The sequence below is a fragment of the Streptomyces sp. Y7 genome (assembly GCF_043195415.1).
In the GTDB taxonomy this organism is placed as follows: domain Bacteria; phylum Actinomycetota; class Actinomycetes; order Streptomycetales; family Streptomycetaceae; genus Streptomyces.
Genome location: NZ_JBIDDQ010000040.1, coordinates 1 through 21,528, shown reverse-complemented (window position 1 = coordinate 21,528; position 21,528 = coordinate 1). Strand labels below are relative to the sequence as shown.

Sequence of the window (21,528 nt, the reverse complement as noted above, 5' to 3'; positions counted from 1 at the left end):
CCTCACGCGCGTGGACCCAGCCCGCCGGCGGTCGACGGACATCGCGTTCCGGTCAGGTCCCGTGGAAGGATGACGCAACCGACACATATCGAGGAGATGACCGCGTGCCTGGCACAAACCTGACTCGCGAAGAGGCGCAGCAGCGGGCGAAGCTGCTCACCGTTGACTCGTACGAGATCGATCTCGACCTCTCCGGCGCGCAGGAGGGCGGCACCTACCGGTCCGTGACCACGGTGCGCTTCGACGTCGCGGAGAACGGCGCCGACTCCTTCATCGACCTGGTGGCCCCGACCGTCCACGAGGTGACCCTCAACGGCGACGCACTGGATGCGGCCGAGGTCTTCAAGGACTCCCGGATCGCCCTGCCCGGCCTGCTGGCGGGCCGCAACGTCCTGCGCGTCGTCGCCGACTGCGCGTACACCAACACCGGCGAGGGCCTGCACCGTTTCGTCGACCCGGTCGACCAGCAGGCTTACCTGTACACCCAGTTCGAGGTGCCCGACGCCCGGCGCGTGTTCGCCTCGTTCGAGCAGCCCGACCTGAAGGCGACCTTCCAGTTCACCGTGAAGGCGCCGGAGGGCTGGACGGTCATCTCCAACTCGCCCACTCCGGAGCCCAAGGACAACGTCTGGTCCTTCGAGCCGACGCCGCGCATCTCGACGTACATCACCGCGCTCATCGTCGGCCCGTACCACTCCGTGCACAGCGTGTACGAGAAGGACGGCCAGAGCGTCCCGCTGGGCATCTACTGCCGTCCGTCGCTGGCCGAGTTCCTGGACTCGGACGCGATCTTCGAGGTGACCCGGCAGGGCTTCGACTGGTTCCAGGAGAAGTTCGACTACGCGTACCCGTTCGCGAAGTACGACCAGCTGTTCGTGCCGGAGTTCAACGCGGGCGCGATGGAGAACGCGGGCGCGGTGACCATCCGCGACCAGTACGTCTTCCGCTCGAAGGTGACCGACGCCGCGTACCTGGGCCGCGCCGAGACCATCCTGCACGAGCTGGCCCACATGTGGTTCGGCGACCTGGTCACCATGGAGTGGTGGAACGACCTGTGGCTGAACGAGTCGTTCGCCACCTACACCTCCATCGCCTGCCAGGCACACGCGCCGGGGACGCGCTGGCCGCAGGCGTGGACCACGTTCGCGAACCAGATGAAGACGTGGGCGTACCGCCAGGACCAGCTGCCGTCCACGCACCCGATCATGGCGGAGATCCGCGACCTGGACGACGTCCTGGTCAACTTCGACGGCATCACCTACGCCAAGGGCGCCTCCGTGCTCAAGCAGCTCGTGGCGTACGTCGGCATGGACGAGTTCTTCAAGGGCGTGCAGGCGTACTTCAAGCGCCACGCGTTCGGCAACACCCGCCTGACCGACCTGCTGGGTGCCCTGGAGGAGACCTCCGGCCGTGACCTGAAGGCCTGGTCGAAGCTGTGGCTGCAGACCGCGGGCATCAACATCCTGCGGCCCGAGATCGTCACGGACGCCGACGGTGTGATCACGTCCTTCGCGATCCGCCAGGAGGCCCCGGCCCTGCCGGCGGGCGCCCAGGGCGAGCCGACGCTGCGCCCGCACCGCATCGCGGTGGGCCTGTACAACCTGGACGACAGCAGCGGCAAGCTGGTGCGCGACGAGCGCATCGAGCTGGACGTGGACGGCGAACTGACGACCGTGCCGCAGCTCGCGGGCACCCGCCGCCCGGACGTGATCCTGCTCAACGACGACGACCTGTCGTACGCCAAGGTCCGCCTGGACGAGGAGTCCCTCGCGTTCGTCACCGAGCACCTGGGCGACTTCGAGGCGTCGCTGCCGCGTGCCCTGTGCTGGGCGTCGTCCTGGGACATGACGCGGGACGCCGAACTCGCCACCCGCGACTACCTCTCGCTGGTCCTGTCGGGCATCGGCAAGGAGTCCGACATCGGTGTCGTGCAGTCGCTGCAGCGGCAGGTGAAGCTGGCGGTCGAGCTGTACGCCGCCCCGACCACCCGCGAGGCCCTGCTGACCCGCTGGACGGACGCCACGCTGGCGCACCTGCGGGCGGCGGAGCCGGGCAGCGACCACCAGCTGGCGTGGGCACGGGCGTTCGCCGCGACGGCCCGTACGCCGGAGCAGCTGGACCTGCTGGAGGGGCTGCTGGACGGCTCCCAGGCGATCGAGGGCCTGGCCGTCGACACGGAGCTGCGCTGGGCGTTCGTGCAGCGGCTCGCGGCGGTGGGCCGCTTCGACGAGACGGAGATCGCCGCCGAGTACGAGCGGGACAGGACCGCGGCCGGCGAGCGCCACGCGGCCACCGCCCGTGCCGCCCGCCCGACCGCCGAGGCCAAGGCCGAGGCCTGGGCGTCGGTCGTCGAGTCCGACAAGCTCCCGAACGCCGTCCAGGAGGCGGTGATCGGCGGCTTCGTCCAGACCGACCAGCGGGAACTGCTCGCCCCGTACACCGACACGTTCTTCGAGGTGGTCAAGGGCGTGTGGGACTCCCGCTCGCACGAGATCGCCCAGCAGATCGCCGTCGGCCTGTACCCGGCGCTGCAGATCTCCGAGGAGACCCTGCACAAGACGGACGCCTGGCTGTCGTCGGCCGAGCCGAACGCGGCCCTGCGCCGCCTGGTCTCGGAGTCCCGTGCGGGCGTCGAGCGCGCACTGCGGGCACAGGAGGCGGACGCGGCGGCCGAGTGACGGACCGTCACTGACGCCGACACGTCAGCGGGGGCGCCCGGTGCCGCGGCACCGGGCGCCCTTCGCGTGCGACCGGCGTCCGTCCGGTCTTTTCGAGCACTCCCCTCAGGAGAACTGAAAGGTCAGGCCCTTCTCGATCGTCGCGGCGTCCGCGTCCTCCGCGGCCCAGGCCACATATCCGTCGGGCCGCACCAGCAGGCTCGTGCGGTTCCCGTCCGCCCAGTGCCGCACGGCCGGCAGGTTCTCGCGGTCGGTCCGCGACCCGTACGGCTCCGCCGACGTCCGCGGGGTGACCAGCACGAACCGTCCGCCGCGCAGCGCCTCGTACAGGCGCCCGCTCTCCAGCGCCGCGTCCGGGACGCGGGTGCCGACCAGGCGGTGGGCGCCGCGCGGGGCCGGGTAGGTGTAGCCGATGCCCGAGATCTGGGCGAGGGCCTTCGTCCGGACGGGGCGGACGGCGTTGGCGAAGGCGGAGACGAGGGCGCGGACGGCGCGCAGGGCGGGGTTGTGCGCCCTGGCCAGCCTGACCAGTCCGCCGCTGCTGCGCAGCACCGCCTTGCCGACGGGGTGCCGTTCGGCCTCGTAGGTGTCCAGGAAGCCGTCGGACGCCCGGCCCTGGACGACCGCGGCGAGCTTCCAGCCGAGGTTGGCCGCGTCCTGGAGACCGGTGTTCATGCCCTGGCCGCCGGCCGGCGAGTGGATGTGCGCGGCGTCGCCGGCCAGCAGGACCCGGCCGACCCGGTAGCGCGGCACCTGGCGCTCGTCGCTGTGGAAGCGGGACAGCCAGCGGGCGTCGTGCATGCCGTAGTCGGTGCCCAGGGCGCGCCGGGTGATCTCCTTGACCTCGTCGAGCTCGAGCGGGGCGTCGTCGGGGACCTCGTTCTCGCGGTTCCAGCCCATGACGCGGTACCAGCCGTCGCCGAAGGAGGCGATCATCGCGAAGGCGTCGCCCGCGCCGTTGACGGTGAGCACGCTGTCGGGCCGCTCGGCGAGGCGGACGTCCGCCAGGATCAGCGACTTGATGACCGAGGCGCCGGGGAAGGGCAGGCCGAGCGCCTCGCGTACGGCGCTGCGGTGGCCGTCCGTGCCGACGACGTAGGCAGCGCGGTGGGTGACGACCGTCCCGTCGGTGCCGCGCACGTCGAGGTCGACCCCGTCGCCGTCCTGCCGCAGCCCCACGACCTCGCTCTCGTACCGGAACTCCACACCCAGCTCGCGCGCCCGGCGCTCCAGCAGCCGTTCGACCTCGTACTGCGGGGTGATGAGCAGGAACGGGAAGCGGGAGGGCAGCGTGCCCAGGTCGAGGGAGAGCCGGCGGAAGAGCCGCAGCCGGGTGATGGTGCTGCCGGTGGCGATCAGTTCGTCGGCGAGGCCGCGGGCGTCGAGCTGCTCCAGGGTGCGGGCGTGCACACCGAAGGCCCGGGAGAGGTTGCTGATCTTGCGGGGGCGGCGCTCGACGAGGGTGACGGGGACTCCGGCGGCGGCGAGATCGCCGGCCAGGAGGAGGCCGGTGGGGCCGGAGCCGACGACGATCACGGGGTGCGGGGAGACGGTGCCGGTCATGGTGGCCTCCTGCCAACGAGTGTTTGCCAACGGTTGTTGGTCAACGCTTGTTGGCAACATTAGAAGGGCGCGCCCGAGCTGTCAACACTTGTTGGCCTACACATGTTGGCCTACGGTTGTAGGCATGAACCAGAGCACTCCCCCGCCCCCCGCCCCGTCCCGCCGTTCCGACGCCACGCGCACGGCGATCCTGGACGCGGCCCGCGAACGCTTCGCGGCCGACGGGTACGAGCGCGCCACCATCCGCGCCATCGCCAAGCACGCCAACATCGACCCGTCGATGGTGATGCGCTACTACGGCAACAAGGAAGGCCTCTTCGCGGCAGCCATGGCCATCGACCTGAAGCTGCCGGAGCCCGGGTCGCTCAGCCGGGACGACGTCGGCCGGGCGCTCGTGACGCACTTCCTCGGCATGTGGGAGGAGAACGAGGTGCTCACGGCGCTGCTGCGGGTGGGCGCGACCAACCAGGCCGGCGCCGAGCGCATGCAGGGCATCTTCGCGGACCAGCTGCTGCCGCTCGCCCACCGGGTGTGCCCGGACCCCGAGCAGGCCCCGGCCCGGGCCGCGCTGGCGTCGTCACAGCTGCTCGGACTGGCCCTCACGCGCTACGTGCTGCGTTTCCCGCCGGCCGTGGCGCTGGCCCCCGAGGAACTCGTGGCCTGGCTGGCGCCCACGGTGCAGCGGTATCTGACGGCGCCGCACCCGGCGTAGGAGCGGGCCTCGCGGGATCGGCCGCGTGACATGCGGGAGCGGGCGCCGCGGAACACGCCGAGGGCGCCGTCCTCGTCGCACCTACGGCACATGCACGTACGCACGACGAGGGCGACGCCCTCGGCGGAAGCAGGGATCGGGCGGGAACGCCCCGGTCGGGCCTTCGCCCGGCCGTGTCAGGCCTTCGCCTTGCCCTTCGGCTGACGGTCCGTGGAGCGGTCCAGGACCATCACGAGGCCCACGATGACCAGGAAGATCACGGTCGGGGCAATGACGAACTGGGCCACCGTCTCCATGACGGACAGGCCCTGGCCGGGATCGTCGCCGTCGTCACGCGTGAGCGCGAGCGCGGGGGACGACATCAGGAGCATCATCAGCGTCGTACCGGCAGCCAGGGCGCCGGCGCGCAGGGCGTTCTTCTTGTCCACGGGGCCAAAAGTATCGAACGACGCGGGGGCCCGCGCGCCCGGGGTGCCGTATGAGGCCCCCCTCGGCCCGGTACCGGCCCCCCGCAGCGTTCGCGGGGTCACTCCTGCCGGCCGGACCCGCCCCGCAGCACCTCGGCCAGCGCCCACAGCCGGGACGACCCCGCGAGCTCCTCCAGCGTCACCGGCCTGCCGTCCGCGTCGGCGATCGGCAGGCGCCAGTTCGGGTACTGGTCCCACGTCCCGGGCAGGTTCTGCGGGCGGCGGTCGCCGACGCCGTCGGGGAGCCAGACGCCGATCATCCGGGCCGGGGTGCGCAGCAGGAAGCGGTGGACGGCCTGGATCTCGGCCTCCTCCTCCGAGGCGCAGTGCCCGCCGCGCGCCCCTCGCAGCAGCCCCAGCCGGGACAGCAGCTCCAGCCACTCCCCCGTGTCCGCCGCTGCCGCCGCCCGCTCCTCTTCCAGCGGCCGGGTCAACAGGCCCAGGCTGTCGCGGAGTTCGACGTGTTCGCCGGTGAGGCGGGCCGCGGTGGACGGCAGGTCGTGGGTGGTGGCGGTGGCGAGGCAGTCGGCGCGCCAGGACTCCGGCGGCAGCGGGCGGCCGTCGCCGTCCCAGTCCCGCTCGAACCAGAGCACGGAGGTCCCGAGCACACCCCGCGAGCGCAGCGCCTCCCGCACCCCCGGCTCGACCGTGCCGAGGTCCTCCCCTATGACCACCGCACCGGCCCGCTCGGCCTCCAGCACCAGGATGGCGAGCATGGCCTCGGCGTCGTAGCGGACGTACGTCCCCTCCGTCGGCGCCTGACCCTGCGGTACCCACCACAGCCGGAACAGCCCCATGACGTGGTCGATGCGCAGGGCGCCCGCGTACCGGCACAGCGCCCGCAGCAGGCGGCGGTAGGGCTCGTACCCGGACGCGGCGAGCCGGTCCGGGCGCCAGGGCGGCAGGCCCCAGTCCTGGCCGCGGGCGTTGAAGGCGTCCGGTGGCGCGCCCACCGACATGCCGGCGGCGAAGTGCTCCTGCTGCGCCCAGGCGTCCGCGCCTCCGGGGTGCACCCCGACCGCGAGGTCGTGCACGATCCCGAGCGGCATCCCCGCCTCCCGGGCGGCCCGCTGGGCGGATGTCAGCTGGCCGTCGGTGAGCCAGGCGAGACGGCAGTGGAAGTCGATCCGGTCCATCAACTCGGTGCGCGCGCGGGCGGTTTCGGGCGACCGGGGATCCCGTAGCCCTCGCGGCCACCGCTGCCAGTCCGAGCCGTGCACCTCGGCCAGCGCGCACCACGTGGCGTGGTCCTCCAGCGCGTCGCCCTCCCGGGCGAGGAAGTCGACGTACGCGGCCCGCCGTCCGGGCCCGAGCGGCACCTCGCGCACCAGCTCCAGCGCCTCGCGCTTGGCCTCCCACACGGCGTCCCGGTCGATCAGCGCGCCCTTCTCCAGCACCGCCGCGCGCAGCCGGCCGGCCCGCTCCAGCAGCGCCGCCACCCGCGCGCGGTCCTCGACATGGGCGAACTCGGGCACGTCCTCGACCCGCAGATGCACCGGGTCGGGGAAGCGCCGGGAGGACGGGCGGTAGGGGGAGGGGTCGGTCGGGTTTCCGGGTACGGCCGCGTGCAGCGGGTTGACCTGGACGAATCCGGCGCCGAGCGCCCGGCCGGCCCAGGAGGCCAGTTCGGCGAGGTCACCGAGGTCGCCCATGCCCCAGGAGCGGCGGGAGAGCAGGGAGTACAGCTGGACGAGGAGGCCGTAGGAGCGTCCGGTGGGGGTGGGCAGGCGGGGCGGCGCGACGACCAGGTGGCTGGTCGTCGTACGGCCGTCCGGTGTGGTCACCGTCAGGCGGTGGACTCCGGGCGGGAGGCGGTCGGCGTCGGTCAGGGTCTCGCCCTGCTCGGTCTCGATGCGCAGCCGGGTGCCGGACGGGAGCGCGGCCAGCGCGTCGGGCCGGTCGCCGCTCCAGCTCACCACGGTCGGCGGCAGCAGCCGCTCGGCCAGCTCGCGCTCCCGCGCGGCGAGCGCGGCACCGACGGCGGCGGGCGTGCTCGCGTCCACGTCGAGGGCGGCCAGGGCGAGGGTGAGGGTGGCCGCGGACGCCGTGACCGTACGGTCGGCGGACGGCTGGTAGGAGGTGGCGACGCCGTGCAGCTCGGCGAGCCGCGTCAAAGCGTCGGAGGGGAGTTCCGCAGGGCCTTCGGGCCCTTCAGCACAGGCTTCGGCCGACCGCTGCGCTGTCATCTACGGCCTCGTGCAGTCCATGTCCATACCGGTGTCCATACCCAGGTCCCAGGTCGCCGCCTCACTCGTCAGCGGCGCGGCGTCGGCGAGCGGCGGCTCACTGGTGAGCGGCTCGGCGTCGGGGAGGGGCGGTTCGCTGGTCAGGGGGGTCTCGGTGCAGGCGCCCTCGGCGCTGAAGACGCAGGCGTACATCTCGGGCTCGGTGAAGACGCCGTCGTACATCTCGGGCTCGGCGGGCGCCTCGGGTTTGGACAGGGCCGATGCTGTGGGCACGGAGGCCTCCTTGTCGGTCGCGGCATCGCGGGCGTTACCGCAGCCCTACCCAGCGGACGCGATGGCAGACGTACAGATGGCAACAACGTGCCTCTCCTCACATTCCGCTCCCCTCAGGGCCACGGATCCGGGCGGACAGAACCGCGGTGACATATTCGCCGCGTCCCACTATTCACTCAGTACATGTACTCAGTACATAATGATCGTCATGAGCACCCGTCACATCCTGCTGGGCCTGCTCGCCACGGGGCCGAGCCATGGCTACGACCTCAAGCGACGCCACGACGAACGTTTCCCGCAGGCCCGTCCGCTGGCCTACGGGCAGGTCTACACGACCCTGCAACGGCTGGTCCGCGACGGGCTCGCCGAGGTCGACGGCACCGACTCGGACGGCGGTCCGGAGCGGACGATGTACCGCTCGACGAAGGACGGAGCGCGCGAACTGGCCCAGTGGGCGGGCGAGATCGCGCCGCCGGCGCCGTTCGTGACGAACGAGATCTTCGCCAAGGTCGTCGTGTCGATCCTGTCCGGCGGCGCCCCCGACACCTATCTACGGGCCCAGCGCGCCGCCCACATGACGCGGATGCGGGAGCTCACGGCGCTCAAGACCGCGCCCGGCGCGGACCTCGCGTCGGTGCTCTCGGCGGACTACGCCCTCAACCACCTCGACGCCGACCTCCGTTGGATGACGACCACGGCGGACCGGCTCACCACCCTGACCGCGGAGGTCGACTCAGCATGAGCAACGAAGAGGACGGCTCGGTACCGCTGCTGGCGGCCCGCGACCTCGTCAAGGCGCACGGCAGGACCGAGGCCCTGCGCGGCGCCACGGTCGCGCTGCGGCCCGGCGAGATCCTCGCCGTCACCGGCGCCAGCGGCAGCGGGAAGTCCACGCTGCTGCACTGCCTGGCCGGCATCGTCCGTCCGGACTCCGGCTCGGTGACGTACGGCGGCGAGCGCCTCGACCGGCTGCCCGAGCAGCGGCTGAGCGAGCTGCGGCGCACGGAGTTCGGGGTGGTCTTCCAGTTCGGCCAGCTGATCCCGGAGTTGACGGCCCTGGACAACGTCGCGCTGCCGCTGCTGCTCGGCGGCGCCCGGCGGCAGGAGGCGCAGGTGCGGGCCGGTGAGTGGCTGGAGCGGTTCGGGGTGCGCGGGCAGGAGGAGCTGCGACCCGGCGAGATGAGCGGCGGCCAGGCCCAGCGGGTGGCCCTCGCGCGGGCCCTGGTCACCGCACCGAAGGTCGTCTTCGCGGACGAGCCGACCGGCGCGCTGGACTCCCTGGCGAGCGAGCAGGTGATGTCGGCCCTCACGCACACGGCCCGCGAGTCGGGCACCGCGGTCCTGCTGATCACCCACGACGCCCAGGTGGCGGCGTACGCGGACCGTGAGGTCCGGCTGACCGACGGCGCGGTGCTGCCGCAGGAGGTGGCGGCATGAGAGCCGACCTCCGGCTGGCCTGGCTGCTCACCCGGGGATCCGACCGGCGCGAGTGGTGGCGGGTCGCGCTCACGGCGGTCGGGGCGGCGCTCGCGACCGGCATCGGGCTCGCGTTCGTGACGATCGCTTCGATCAGGGGCCGCTACACCGTGTCGGCCGGCTCGGGGCTCCTCGACGACTCCAGCGACCGCCAGGGCGTGATGATCACACTGCTGTTGCTGCTGGTGCCGGTGCTCGGGTTCCTCGGGCAGTGCGCCCGCGTGGGAGCGGTGCACCGGGACCGGCGCCTTGCCGCGCTGCGGCTCGCGGGGGCCACACCCACGCAGGTGCGGCGGATCGCGGCACTGGAGACGGGGCTGGCCTGCCTGGCCGGATCGGCCCTGGCCACAGCGGTCGCCGTCCCCCTCCTGCTCGGCCTGTGGCAGCACCCCGAGCCCGCGGCCTGGGTCGGCATGGCCCTCACCGCCGTGGCCGTCCCCGTGCTGGGCGCCGCCGTGAGCGCGCTGGCGCTGCGCCGCGTGGTCGCCTCGCCCCTGGGCTGGGTACGGCGGGTGCGTCCGACGCGGGGGCCGGGAAAGGTGTTCGGCGCCCTGACCGTGCTCCTGGTGGCGATCGCCGCCTACGTCGGTCTGAACACGTACCGCGGCAACCGGCTCGGTGTCGCCCTCGGCCCGCTGACGGTGTTCGCCGTGAGTCTGCTGCTCGGCGCCGCGGCCATCTGGCTCGCGGGGTGGTCGTCGCGGCGGCTGGGCACCACTCTCGCCGCCCGCGCTCAGCGCCCCGCGCTGCTGATCGCCGCGGAGCGTCTGCGGGACGACCCATGGGCGGCGGCCCGCACCCATGCCGCGGTGCTGCTGGTGACCGTCGTCGGTACGGCCTTCGTGGGCATCCGCGCGGTGATGCTGCACATCGTGAACGGCACCACTCCGCTGTCCGAGAGGAACGCGTACTACACCACCGGGCTCGACCTCTCCGGCGCCGCGATCCTGGTCGCGCTGGCGCTGACCCTGTCGTCCCTGGCCGTCGGCACGGCCGAGTCGTCGGCCTCCCGCCGCCGGCAACTGGCCGCGCAGGCCGCCGCGGGCGTGCCGCGGAGCGTGCTGGGACGGGCGCTGCTGCTGGAGACCGCGCTGCCGCTCGCCCCGGCGGTGCTGCTCGCGGGCGCCGGCGGCACAGCGATCTATGTGGGCTGGGCCGAGCTGATCGACGACGCGGTCGGGCCCGTACCGCTGCTGCCGGTCCTGGTCCCGGTGGCCGTGTACGCCGCCTGTCTGCTGGCCGCGGCCCTGTCGCTGCCGCTGCTGCGGCGGTCCGTGCGGCCGGCGGAGCTGCGGTACGTGTGAGCCGGCCTGCCGCGGGCGGCACGAGCCGCCGTACGGCCCGCTCCTGACGCGAGCGCGACCGGGCAGCCGTCCGGCCCCGAGGGCACGGGGGACCCTCGGGGCCGGTGGCACACGCGCCGTCCGCCAGGTATGCGAAGGCCCGGATCGTCAGGCGGAAATGCCGTCGATCCGGGCCAAGGCGTCATCCGCGCCGTATGGCTGCAAGTACGGCAACCAGCGCGGGTCCCTATGCCCGGTGCCGATGATGCGCCAGGCGAGTCCGGTGGGTGGAGCGGGTTTGTGGCGCAGCCGCCAGCCGATCTCGAAGAGGTGTCGGTCGGCCTTCACGTGGTTGCAGCGGCGGCACGACGCCACCACGTTGTCCCAGACGTGCTTGCCCCCGCGGCTGCGCGGAATGACATGGTCGACGCTGGTTGCGACGCCACCGCAGTACATGCACCGGCCCCCGTCGCGGGCGAAGAGCGCCCTGCGGGTAAGAGGAACGGGCCCCCGATAGGGAACCCGGACGAATCGCTTGAGCCGGACCACGCTGGGTGCGGGGACTGTGACGGTTGCGCTGTGCATGAAGGCGCCGGACTCCTCGAGGCATACGGCCTTGTTCTCGAGGACGAGGACGAGCGCGCGGCGGAGCGGTACGACGCCGAGTGGCTCGTACGACGCGTTGAGGACCAGGACATGCGGCACGGATGCCTCCTTGGGCGTCGGCGGCGCGTGGCTCGCGCCGGGACGATCTGTAGTCAGTCTCCCCTCTTGCCTGGTGAAAGCGCCACCATGTCCCGGTAACGGGCTGGGAGTGTTTTCGACCACATCTCATTCATCCCCAGGACGATGAACGGTTCATCCCACCAGTTCATCCCCAGGTAGGCACGTTTCCTCCCTCGAACATGGCGACGATCCACACACGATGCCCCGATAGTGTGGTGGGCCTGCCCCGTCGGTGACCTTTTCGTTACCTTGATCGACCTTGACCGCCGACCGGTGGGGCGGGCCGCTTGGAGGTACCTGCCGTGTCCCTGTCCGCCGTCCTACTGGCCGCCGCCCCGTCCCCGACGCCCTCGGAGACGACGACCCCGGCGGTCCCGTCGATCCGGGACGCCCACGAGAGCGCGGCCGAGGCCGCGAGCTGGGTCGAGCAGAACTGGAGCACCTGGCTCGCGATCAGCCTCCGGGTCCTGCTGATCCTGGTGATCGCGGGCGTGCTGAGAGTCTTCGTGCGGCGGGCGATCACCAAGCTCATAGACCGGATGAACCGCACCGCCCAGGCGGTGGACGGCACGGCCCTGGGCGGCCTGCTGGTCAACGTCGAGCGGCGCCGTCAGCGCTCGCAGGCGATCGGCTCGGTGCTCCGCTCGGTGGCCAGCTTCCTGATCATGGGCACGGCCGCCCTGATGGTCCTGGCCACCTTCGAGATCAATCTGGCCCCGCTGCTGGCGTCGGCGGGTGTCGCGGGTGTGGCGATCGGTTTCGGCGCCCGCAACCTGGTCACGGACTTCCTCTCCGGCGTCTTCATGATCCTTGAGGACCAGTACGGCGTCGGCGACTCGATCGACGCGGGCGTGGCCTCCGGCGAGGTCATCGAGGTCGGCCTGCGCGTGACCAAGCTGCGCGGCGACAACGGCGAGATCTGGTACGTCCGCAACGGCGAGGTCAAACGCATCGGCAACCTCTCGCAGGGCTGGTCCACGGCCGGCGTCGACGTCACCGTCCGCTCCTCGGAGGACCTGGACAAGGTCCGGGAGGTCATCGGCGCGGTCGGCGAGCGGATGAGCAAGGAGGAGCCCTGGAACGAGCTCCTGTGGGGCCCGATCGAGGTGCTCGGCCTGGACAGCGTGCTGCTCGACTCGATGGTCGTCCGCGTCTCGGCGAAGACCATGCCCGGCAAGGCCCTGACGGTGGAGCGCGAACTGCGCTGGCGCATCAAGCGCGCCTTCGACGAGGCCGACATCCAGATCGTCGGCCGCGCTCCCCTCATGGTCGAGGAGGAGACCGCGGCGGACCCGACGGCGGGCATGGCCGCCCCCTCGGCCTACGCCAGCGCCACCTCGCCCCAGTCCCAGGCGGCGACGCCCCTGACGCCGCCGAGCGTGACGAAGTAGCCGTAGCGCGTCAGAGGGGCTCCCGGCATCGCCGGGAGCCCCTCTTTTCTTCGCGCGCCGTGAGCCCCGCTCCCGCCATGGCGGCGGCATACATCCCCCGGTTGTGCGGCCCGGCCCCGCGGTTGTTTGATCCGCGCGCGCCCGGCTGGCTTGGATGGCCGGGACCGGCGGGCGGTCCCAGGTGAGGGGGGTGATGGGCGATGTCGGGCGGGCGGTCGTCGGATCGGCGGTTCGGATGGCTGTGGGCGGCCTACGCGGTCAGCGCCCTCGGCACCTGGCTGGCCTTCGACGCGTTCTCGCTGATCGCGGTCGTCGTGCTGCACGCCGGGGCGACGGAGGTGGCGCTGCTGGCGGCGTCGGGGCTCGCGGTGGGCGCGGCGCTCGCGGTGCCGCTCGGGGCGTGGGTGGAGTTCCGGCCGAAGCGGCCGGTGATGATCGCGGCGGATCTGATCCGGTGCGCGGCGCTGCTGAGCCTGCCCGTCGCGTTCGCGCTGGAGGCGCTCGATCTCGGGCAACTGCTTCTCGTGTCGGTGGCGGTGGCCGCGGCGGACATCACCTTCAACGCGGCGAGCGGGGCGTATCTGAAATCCCTCCTGCCGCCGGAGGACCTGCTCGTGGCGAACGGCCGCTTCGAGGCGACGATGTGGACGGCCACGGCGCTCGGCCCGCCGCTGGGGGGCGCGGCGTTCGGGATGTTCGGCCCGATGGCGACGGTCCTGGCCAACGCGGTCAGCTTCCTCCTCTCCGCGCTCGGCATCCGCGCGATCGGCGGTGCGGAAGGGCAACAACTCGACGCGGGAAGCCGCGGCCCCGGTAAGGAAGGACAACTGCTCCACGGCGAGAGCCGAGACCCCGGTAAGGAAAGGCAACAGCTCCACGGCCAGAGCCGACAACCCGGTAAGGAAAGGCAACAGCCGCACCCTGAAAGCCCGGAACCCGGTGAGCAAGGACACCAATCCCGCCCTGACGCCCGCTCAGGCCCTCGCGTGCGTGACCTGCGGGCGGGCTGGCGGCACCTCCTCGCCCACCCCACGCTGCGCCCGCTGTTCCTCAACACCGTCCTGGTCAACTCCCTGATCATGGCGTCGGCTCCGCCGCTCGCCGTCCTGATGCTCGGCCCGCTCGGCTTCGCCCCGTGGCAGTACGGCCTCGCCTTCGCCGTGCCGTGCCTGGGCGGCCTGCTGGGCTCCCGGCTGTCCCGGCGCCTGACCGCGCGGCACGGCCGGCACCGCGTCCTGCTCGCCGCCGGCACCCTGCGCGCCTGCTGGCCGCTCGGCCTGGCCCTCGTCGGCCCGGGCACCGCGGGCCTCGTCCTCGTCATGGTCGTCGAGTTCGGCCTGATCACCTGCGCGGGCGTCTTCACCCCGGTGCTCGCCACCGCCCGCCTCGACCTGACCCCGTCCGACCGCGTCACCCGCACCCTCGCCGCATGGTCGATCACCACGAAAGCGGCGACCGCGGCGACGACCGCGCTGTGGGGATGGCTGGCGGCCCTGACCGGCCCGCGCACGGCGATCGCCCTCGCCGGCGCCCTGTTGCTGGCGACACCGCTCCTGCTCCCATGGCATGAGCACGCACGGCGGGTCGACGCCCTCGGGTAACGACTCGGTTGCCTGCCGGACCACCTCTCTTGACGCCGACTTCCCACCGGGCTTACGTTCCTCCGCAGCGAATAGGAAACTTTCCTAACAGTGACCTTGGATGGACTTCCGTCGTAGATCACTGAGAAGCTGGTCAGCCGAGAGGCAGGTGTCGTCACCATGGCAGGAACCGCCGGTACGCCGGGCACCCCGCGCGTCCTGCGCGCCATGAACGACCGTGCCGCCCTGGACCTCCTCCTGGAGCACGGGCCGCTGTCCCGCACCCGGATCGGCAAGCTCACCGGCCTGTCCAAGCCGACCGCCTCCCAGCTGCTGGCCCGCCTGGAGGCCGCCGGCCTCGTCCTGGCGACCGGCACGACGGAGGGCCGTCCCGGCCCCAGCGCCCAGCTGTACGAGGTCAACCCGACCGCCGCGTACGCCGCCGGGCTCGACGTCACCCCGGAACGCATCCTCGCCGCCGTCTCCGACATCACGGGCCGCACCGTCGGGTCGTACGAACTGCCCACCCCCGGCAGGCGCCCGGCCCAGCCCGTGGTCCGGCAGGTCACCGACGCGCTCGACGGCGCGGTGAAGGCGGCCGGACTGGCCCGCGACGACGTCCACCGGCTCGTCATCGGCACTCCCGGCGCCTTCGACCCCAACACGGGCCGGCTGCGCTACGCCTCCCACCTCCCCGGCTGGCACACCCCCGCGCTCCTGGACGAACTCGCCGCGGCCCTGCCGATGCCGGTCGAGTACGAGAACGACGTCAACCTCGTGGCGGTGGCCGAGCAGCGGCTCGGCGCGGCCCGCGGCCACGAGGACTTCGTGCTGCTGTGGAACGAGGGCGGCCTCGGCGCCGCCCTGGTCCTCGGCGGCCGGCTGCACCGCGGCTGGACCGGCGGCGCCGGCGAGGTGGGTTTCCTGCCTGTTCCCGGCACCCCCCTGGTCCGGCAGGTGACCAAGGCCAACAGTGGTGGCTACCAGGAGCTGGCCGGTTCCCAGGCCATCCCCCGGCTCGCACGCCAGATCGGGATGTCGTCCGTCCCGTCGACGCCGTACGCCGAGGCCGCCGCCACCCTCGTCGCGCGGGCCGCCGGCGAGGACACCGTCCTCAACCGGCTGCTCCTGCAGACCTACGCGACCCGGCTGGCCACCGGTCTGGCCTCCCTGGTCTCCGTCCTCGACCCCGAACTGGTCGTCCTCAGCGGCGCCTCCCTCACCGCGGGCGGCGAGGTGCTGCGCGCCCTCGTCCAGTCCGAGCTGGAGGAACTGGCCGCGTCCCGGCCCCGGCTCGTCGTCGGCGACGTCCGTGAACACCCCGTGCTGCGGGGCGCGTTGGAGAGCGCGCTGGCGACCACCCGCGACGAGGTCTTCAACACCTCCCGCTGACCACCCACCCCGTTCGACTCACCCCCCGCCTTCCCCATCACCCACCCCGTCCCGCCCCTGGGAGACCTCGCCATGCCCGGAAAGTCCTGGAAAGTCATACCCTCTGCCTCGCGCAAGACCGCCGCCGCGCTCGCCGCCTCCGCCTCCCTGGCCCTGCTCGCCACGGCCTGTACGGGCCAGTCGGAGTCCGGCGCCAACGACGACCCCGACGCCAAGACGACGATCACCTTCTGGCACGGCTGGAGCGCGCCCGCCGAGGTCAAGGCGATCCAGGAGAACGTCGACGCGTTCGAGAAGGCGCACCCGAACATCACCGTGAAGGTCGTCGGCAACATCAACGACGACAAGCTCAACCAGGCGCTGCGCGCGGGCGGTTCGAACGGCCCGGACGTGGTCTCGTCGTTCACGACCTCCAACGTCGGCAAGTTCTGCTCCTCCGGCGCCTTCCTCGACCTGAAGCCCTTCATCGAGAAGTCGAAGCTCGACCTCGACAAGCTCATCCCGAAGCCGATGCTGGACTACACCCAGTTCGACGGCACCCGCTGCGCCCTGCCCCTGCTCGGCGACGCCTACGGCCTCTACTACAACAAGGACGCCTTCGAGAAGGCCGGCATCAAGTCGCCGCCGAAGACCTGGTCGGAGTTCGCGCAGGTCGCCAAGAAGCTGACCGTCAGCAAGGGTGACAGTTACCAGCAGCTCGGCTTCATGCCCACGTACCACGGCTACGAGACGGTCGTGGACCACTACATGTCCCAGTGGGACCACGCCTACTTCGACAAGGACGGCAAGTCCAGCATCGCCGAGGACCCGGCGTTCGCCGAGATGTTCACGTACCAGAAGAAGCTCGTCGACGACCTCGGTGGCTTCGCCAAGCTGGAGAAGTACCGCAACACCTTCGGTGACGAGTGGGGCGCCAAGCACCCCTTCCAGACCGGCCAGGTGGCCATGCAGCTCGACGGCGAGTGGCGGCTCGGCATGGCGAAGGACGCCGGCGTCGACTTCGAGATCGGCACCGCCCCGATGCCCGTCGCCGACGACGAGGCGGACGAGTACGGCAAGGGCTTCCTCTCCGGCACGATCATCGGCATCGCCCCGCAGAGCGAGAAGCAGAACGCCGCGTGGGAACTGGTGAAGTACCTGACCACCGACACGCAGGCCGTCGTCTCCTTCGCCAACGCCATCCACAACGTGCCCTCCACGTTCGAGGCCCTGAAGTCGCCCGACCTGAAGGTGGACCCCGGCTTCAAGACGTTCCTGGACATCGCCCAGAACCCGCACTCGAACACACCGCCGGCCTCCGTCAACGGCTCCACGTACCAGACGACGCTCCAGGACTTCGGCTACCAGTACGAGTCCGGCAAGGTGAAGGACCTCAAGGCCGGTCTGGAGAAGACCGCGAAGCAGATCGACACCGACATCGAGCAGGCGAAGTAGCCTCCCGATGTCCACGCACACTCTCCGCGCGAAGCGCCGCAGGTCGGCGCTTCGGACGGTGGCCTTCCTGTCACCGTGGCTCATCGGGTTCGGCGTCTTCTTCGCCTATCCGCTGGTGTCCACCGTGTACTTCTCCTTCATGAAGTACGACGGCTTCGGCACACCGGTGTTCCGCGGCCTGGGCAACTGGGCCTACGTCTTCAACGACTACCCGCTGTTCTGGCCGGCGCTGCGCAACACGCTCTGGCTGGTGCTGGTGATGGTGACCTGCCGGGTGGTGTTCGGCCTCGGCATCGGCCTGCTCATCACCAAGATCAAAACCGGCACCGGTGTCTTCCGCACCCTCTTCTACCTGCCGTACCTCGCCCCACCGGTGGCCGCGACCCTGGCCTTCGTCTTCCTGCTCAACCCCGGCACGGGCCCGGTCAACTCCATCCTCGGGGACCTCGGCCTCCCGACCCCCGGCTGGTTCACGGACCCGGCCTGGTCCAAGCCGGCCCTCACCGCGCTCGCGCTGTGGGGCGTGGGCGACCTCATGGTCATCTTCATGGCCGCGCTGCTCGACGTACCGAAGGAGCAGTACGAGGCAGCGGAGCTGGACGGCACGTCGGCCTGGCAGCGGTTCCGCTACGTCACCCTGCCGAACATCTCGCCGATCGTGATGTTCGCCGTGGTCACGGGCGTGATCCAGACCATGCAGTACTACACCCAGCCACTGGTGGCCGGGAAGGTCGCCTCCGGCATCATCGGCGGCTCCGGCCAGCAGTTCGAGCCCGGCTACCCGGACAAGTCCACGCTCACCCTCCCCCAGCTCGTCTACAACCTCGGCTTCCAGCGCTTCGACTACGGCTCGGCCTGTGTGGTCGCACTCGTACTGTTCGCCCTCGCCATGGCGTTCACCGCGCTGCTGATGCGGCGCCGGGGCGGACTGATCCAGGCAGGTGACTGACCATGACCCAAGTGCTGGACAAGCCCGTGCGGTTGGAGCCCCCGTCCGTGGCCGAGCGCACGGCCCGCCGCAAGGCGCTCCTGGAGTGGATAGCGGTCCATTCCCTCGGCGTCGCGGCCGCGCTCTTCTTCACCCTGCCCTTCCTCTTCGTCGTCCTGACCTCCCTGATGAGCGACCAGCAGGCACTCACCCGCGATCTGGTCCCGGACACCTGGGAATGGGGCAACTACACCAAGGTCTTCGACACCCCCGGCTTCCTGACCTGGTGGAAGAACACACTGATCTACGCGGGCCTCGGCACGGTCCTGACCGTCGTCTCCTCGATCCCCGTGGCCTACGCGCTCGCCAAGTTCCGCTTCCGAGGCCGCAACACAGCCCTCATGCTGGTCATCTCGATGATGATGCTGCCGCCCCAGGTGGTCATCATCCCGATGTACCTGTTCTGGGCGAAGCAGCTGGACCTCTCGGGCACCCTGTGGCCCCTGATCATCCCCATGGCGTTCGGGGACGCGTTCTCGATCTTCCTCCTCCGCCAGTTCCTCATGACCATCCCGAACGAGTACCTGGACGCGGCGAAGGTCGACGGCTGCGGCGAACTGCGCACGCTCCTTCGGGTCGTCCTCCCCATGGCGAAGCCGGGCATAGCCGCGGTGGCCCTCTTCCAGTTCTTCTACGCGTGGAACGACTACTTCGGGCCCCAGATCTACGCGTCCGAGAATCCCGGCGCCTGGACGCTCTCCTACGGCCTGGAGTCGTTCAAGGGCGCCCACCACACCGACTGGAACCTGACCATGGCCGCGACCGTGCTGGTCATGGCCCCCGTGATCCTCGTGTTCTTCTTCGCCCAGAAGGCGTTCGTAGAGGGCGTCACGCTCACCGGAGTAAAGGGTTGATGCACGCATGAAACTCACCGTGGTCGGCGGAGGCTCGACCTACACCCCCGAACTCATCGACGGCTTCGCCCGCCTCCGCGACACCCTCCCCATAGAGGAACTGGTCCTGATGGACCCGGCGCAGGACCGCCTGGAACTGGTGGGCGGCCTGGCCCGCCGCATCTTCACCCGCCAGGCCCACAACGGCAGGATCACCACCACCACCGACCTGGACGCGGCAGTGGACGGCGCCGACGCCGTCCTCCTCCAACTCCGCGTCGGCGGCCAGGCCGCCCGCGAACAGGACGAGACCTGGCCCCTGGAATGCGGCTGCGTCGGCCAGGAGACCACCGGAGCCGGCGGCCTGGCGAAGGCCCTGCGCACGGTCCCCGTGGTCCTCTCCATCGCGGAGCGCGTCCGCCGCGCCAACCCCACCGCCTGGATCATCGACTTCACCAACCCGGTCGGCATCGTGACCCGGGCCCTGCTCCAGGAGGGCCACAGGGCGGTCGGCCTGTGCAACGTGGCGATCGGCTTCCAGCGCAAGTTCGCGACGATGCTCGGCGTCTCCGCCTCCGACGTCCACCTCGACCACGTGGGTCTCAACCACCTCTCCTGGGAGACCGGTGTGCGTCTGGGCGGCCCCGAGGGCGAGGACGTCCTGCCGAAACTGCTCACCGACCACACCGAGACGATCGCCGCGGACCTGCGCCTCCCCCGCGCCGTGCTGGACCGCCTGGGCGTGGTCCCCTCCTACTACCTGCGCTACTTCTACGCGCACGACGAGGTGGTCCGGGAACTGCGCACCAAGCCGTCCCGGGCCGCCGAAGTCGCCGAAATGGAAAGGAAGCTGCTGGCCCTCTACGCCGACCCGGCCCTCGACGAGAAGCCGGAGCTGCTCGCCGAGCGAGGCGGCGCGTACTACTCGGAGGCGGCGGTCGACCTGGCGGCGGCGCTGCTGAACGGGGCGGGCAGCCCCTATCAGGTGGTCAACGCCCGCAACAACGGAACGCTGCCGTTCCTCCCCGACGACGCGGTGATCGAAGTGCAGGCCGCCGTCGGCGGACAGGGCGCGACCCCACTCCCCGTCCCGCACGTCGATCCCCTGTACGCGGGCCTGATGGCCCAGGTGACGGCGTACGAGGACCTGGCCCTCGAAGCGGCCCTGCACGGCGGCCGGACCCGCGTCTTCAAGGCGCTGCTGTCGCACCCCCTGATCGGCCAGTACGCGTACGCCGAAAAACTCACCGACGACCTCATCGCACACAACCGGGAGCACCTCGCGTGGGCATGACCGCACGTGTCCTCGCCGTCGACGCGGGCAACAGCAAGACCGACGTGGCGGTGGTGGCGGCCGACGGAAGCGTCCTCGCCACCGCCCGCGCGGGCGGCTTCCGGCCACCGGCCGTGGGCGTGGAGCAGGCGCTGGACACGCTCGCCGAGGCGGTGGACGCGGCCTTCACCGCCGCGGGCGTGACCGCCGTCGACCACGTCTCGGCCTGCCTGGCCAACGCCGACTTCCCGGTGGAGGAAGAGACCCTGGCAGCCGCGCTGCACGCACGCGCGTGGAGCTCGACGGTCGAGGTCCGCAACGACACCTTCGCGATCCTCCGCGCCGGGGTGACCGAACCCCGCGGTGTGGCCGTCGTGTGCGGCGCCGGCATCAACTGCGTAGGCATGCGCCCCGACGGCCGCACGGCCCGCTTCCCCGCACTGGGCCGCATCTCCGGCGACTGGGGCGGCGGCTGGGGCCTGTCGGAGGAGGCCCTGTGGCACGCGGCCCGCGCGGAGGACGGCCGCGGCGCACCCACGGACCTCGCCCACACCCTGCCCGCCCATTTCGGCCTGCCCACCATGTACGCCCTGATCGAGGCCCTGCACCTGGAGCGCATCGAGGACATCCGCCGCCACGAGCTGACCCCGGTCCTCTTCGCCACGGCGGCCTCCGGCGACCCCGTCGCCCGCTCCCTGGTGGACCGCCTGGCCGACGAGGTGGTCGCGATGGCCACGGTCGCCCTGACCCGCCTGGACCTCCTGGAGGAGGAGACCCCGGTCCTCCTGGGCGGCAGCGTCCTGGCCGCCCGCCATCCCCAACTCATCGACAGCATCCGCGACTTGCTGACGATCCGCGCCCCCAAGGCAGTCCCGAACGTGGTCACAGCGAGCCCCGTACTGGGAGCAGCCCTCCTCGGCCTGGACGCCGTGCGGGCCCCCACGGACACCCACGCACGCCTGCGGCGCCACTTCGAGCCGTAGGAGGCCGGACACCGGCTGCGGGCCCGTCGTGGCCGATCGCGCAGTTCCCCGCGCCCCCAGGAAAGGACGTTGCAAGCGAGCTGCGCCATGACGTGACCGCCGCCGTCACGACCGTTCGCGCAGTTCCCCGCGCCCCTGAAAGCAGGTGGGCCTGCGCCGAGAAGTAGCCGCGGTCGCGAACGGCGGCAAGGGGACGTGCCGGGGGGTGCCCGCCCGCAGCGGCGGGCGTCAACGCAGAGCACCCACTTGAAAGACAGCAACCGCCCGACCGAGGACGGACACCCCCCGGC

18 protein-coding genes are annotated in these 21,528 nt (G+C 71.6%); 13 read left to right on the top strand and 5 right to left on the bottom strand.

What is annotated here, in order from left to right:
• Positions 1-104 precede the first annotated feature (104 nt).
• Positions 105-2,678 (top strand): aminopeptidase N, encoded by a 2,574-nt coding sequence (gene pepN / locus ACGFW6_RS42900; RefSeq protein ID WP_393522561.1) that lies wholly within the window; start codon positions 105-107, stop codon positions 2,676-2,678.
• Positions 2,679-2,783: 105 nt separating this feature from the next.
• On the opposite strand, the gene ACGFW6_RS42895 is transcribed toward pepN, so the two are convergent.
• The gene (locus ACGFW6_RS42895) at positions 2,784-4,241 is read right to left on the bottom strand and encodes an FAD-dependent monooxygenase (protein WP_393522558.1); all 1,458 of its coding nucleotides are present in this window, start codon (positions 4,239-4,241) and stop codon (positions 2,784-2,786) included.
• A gap of 124 nt (positions 4,242-4,365) precedes the next feature.
• On the opposite strand from ACGFW6_RS42895, the gene ACGFW6_RS42890 reads away from it, so the two are divergent.
• Positions 4,366-4,953 (top strand): TetR family transcriptional regulator, encoded by a 588-nt coding sequence (locus ACGFW6_RS42890; protein ID WP_393522555.1) that lies wholly within the window; start codon positions 4,366-4,368, stop codon positions 4,951-4,953.
• A gap of 176 nt (positions 4,954-5,129) precedes the next feature.
• On the opposite strand, the gene ACGFW6_RS42885 is transcribed toward ACGFW6_RS42890, so the two are convergent.
• The 3 genes from ACGFW6_RS42885 to ACGFW6_RS42875 all read right to left on the bottom strand — a co-directional run bounded on the left by ACGFW6_RS42885 (position 5,130) and on the right by ACGFW6_RS42875 (position 7,828).
• Positions 5,130-5,381, bottom strand: coding sequence for a hypothetical protein (locus tag ACGFW6_RS42885; RefSeq protein ID WP_393522553.1), 252 nt, complete (start codon positions 5,379-5,381; stop codon positions 5,130-5,132).
• Positions 5,382-5,479: 98 nt separating this feature from the next.
• On the bottom strand, positions 5,480-7,606 hold the full coding sequence (malQ, locus tag ACGFW6_RS42880; protein ID WP_393522550.1) for a 4-alpha-glucanotransferase: 2,127 nt from the start codon (positions 7,604-7,606) through the stop codon (positions 5,480-5,482).
• Entirely contained in the window at positions 7,607-7,828 is a 222-nt protein-coding gene (locus ACGFW6_RS42875; protein ID WP_393522650.1) for a hypothetical protein, read from the bottom strand.
• 259 nt (positions 7,829-8,087) lie between these two features.
• On the opposite strand from ACGFW6_RS42875, the gene ACGFW6_RS42870 reads away from it, so the two are divergent.
• Genes ACGFW6_RS42870 through ACGFW6_RS42860 form a run of 3 tightly spaced genes read left to right on the top strand, consistent with a single transcriptional unit; the run spans position 8,088 to position 10,659 of the window.
• Positions 8,088-8,621 carry a PadR family transcriptional regulator gene (locus tag ACGFW6_RS42870; protein ID WP_393522547.1) on the top strand — a complete coding sequence of 178 codons (534 nt, stop codon included), beginning with the start codon at positions 8,088-8,090 and terminating at the stop codon, positions 8,619-8,621.
• The gene (locus ACGFW6_RS42865; protein WP_393522545.1) at positions 8,618-9,316 is read left to right on the top strand and encodes an ABC transporter ATP-binding protein; all 699 of its coding nucleotides are present in this window, start codon (positions 8,618-8,620) and stop codon (positions 9,314-9,316) included. Before ACGFW6_RS42870 ends, ACGFW6_RS42865 begins: the two co-directional genes overlap by 4 nt.
• On the top strand, positions 9,313-10,659 hold the full coding sequence (locus ACGFW6_RS42860) for an FtsX-like permease family protein (protein ID WP_393522542.1): 1,347 nt from the start codon (positions 9,313-9,315) through the stop codon (positions 10,657-10,659). Before ACGFW6_RS42865 ends, ACGFW6_RS42860 begins: the two co-directional genes overlap by 4 nt.
• 147 nt (positions 10,660-10,806) lie before the next feature.
• Here ACGFW6_RS42860 and ACGFW6_RS42855 read toward each other — a convergent pair whose 3' ends face one another.
• The gene (locus ACGFW6_RS42855) at positions 10,807-11,343 is read right to left on the bottom strand and encodes an HNH endonuclease (RefSeq protein WP_086843133.1); all 537 of its coding nucleotides are present in this window, start codon (positions 11,341-11,343) and stop codon (positions 10,807-10,809) included.
• Between the two features lie 323 nt (positions 11,344-11,666).
• Between ACGFW6_RS42855 and ACGFW6_RS42850 the strand changes: the two genes are divergently transcribed.
• From ACGFW6_RS42850 to ACGFW6_RS42815, 8 genes are all read left to right on the top strand, one after another.
• The gene (locus tag ACGFW6_RS42850; protein ID WP_393522539.1) at positions 11,667-12,755 is read left to right on the top strand and encodes a mechanosensitive ion channel family protein; all 1,089 of its coding nucleotides are present in this window, start codon (positions 11,667-11,669) and stop codon (positions 12,753-12,755) included.
• A 200-nt stretch (positions 12,756-12,955) separates the two neighbouring features.
• Positions 12,956-14,356 (top strand): MFS transporter, encoded by a 1,401-nt coding sequence (locus ACGFW6_RS42845; RefSeq protein WP_393522536.1) that lies wholly within the window; start codon positions 12,956-12,958, stop codon positions 14,354-14,356.
• 159 nt (positions 14,357-14,515) lie between these two features.
• Positions 14,516-15,727 carry an ROK family protein gene (locus tag ACGFW6_RS42840; protein WP_393522534.1) on the top strand — a complete coding sequence of 404 codons (1,212 nt, stop codon included), beginning with the start codon at positions 14,516-14,518 and terminating at the stop codon, positions 15,725-15,727.
• A 72-nt stretch (positions 15,728-15,799) separates the two neighbouring features.
• Positions 15,800-17,161: an ABC transporter substrate-binding protein gene (locus tag ACGFW6_RS42835; RefSeq protein ID WP_393522531.1), complete on the top strand. Its 1,362-nt coding sequence runs from the start codon at positions 15,800-15,802 to the stop codon at positions 17,159-17,161.
• 7 nt (positions 17,162-17,168) lie between these two features.
• Positions 17,169-18,110, top strand: a complete 942-nt coding sequence (locus tag ACGFW6_RS42830; RefSeq protein ID WP_393522528.1) for a carbohydrate ABC transporter permease — start codon at positions 17,169-17,171, stop codon at positions 18,108-18,110.
• Positions 18,111-18,112: 2 nt separating this feature from the next.
• Positions 18,113-19,003 (top strand): carbohydrate ABC transporter permease, encoded by an 891-nt coding sequence (locus tag ACGFW6_RS42825; protein ID WP_393522525.1) that lies wholly within the window; start codon positions 18,113-18,115, stop codon positions 19,001-19,003.
• 7 nt (positions 19,004-19,010) lie between these two features.
• Positions 19,011-20,276, top strand: a complete 1,266-nt coding sequence (locus tag ACGFW6_RS42820) for a 6-phospho-beta-glucosidase (protein WP_393522522.1) — start codon at positions 19,011-19,013, stop codon at positions 20,274-20,276.
• A complete protein-coding gene (locus tag ACGFW6_RS42815; RefSeq protein WP_393522519.1) occupies positions 20,267-21,238 on the top strand; it encodes an N-acetylglucosamine kinase in 972 nt (323 codons plus the stop codon). The genes ACGFW6_RS42820 and ACGFW6_RS42815 overlap by 10 nt, the downstream gene beginning before the upstream one ends.
• The last annotated feature ends 290 nt before the right edge of the window (positions 21,239-21,528 follow it).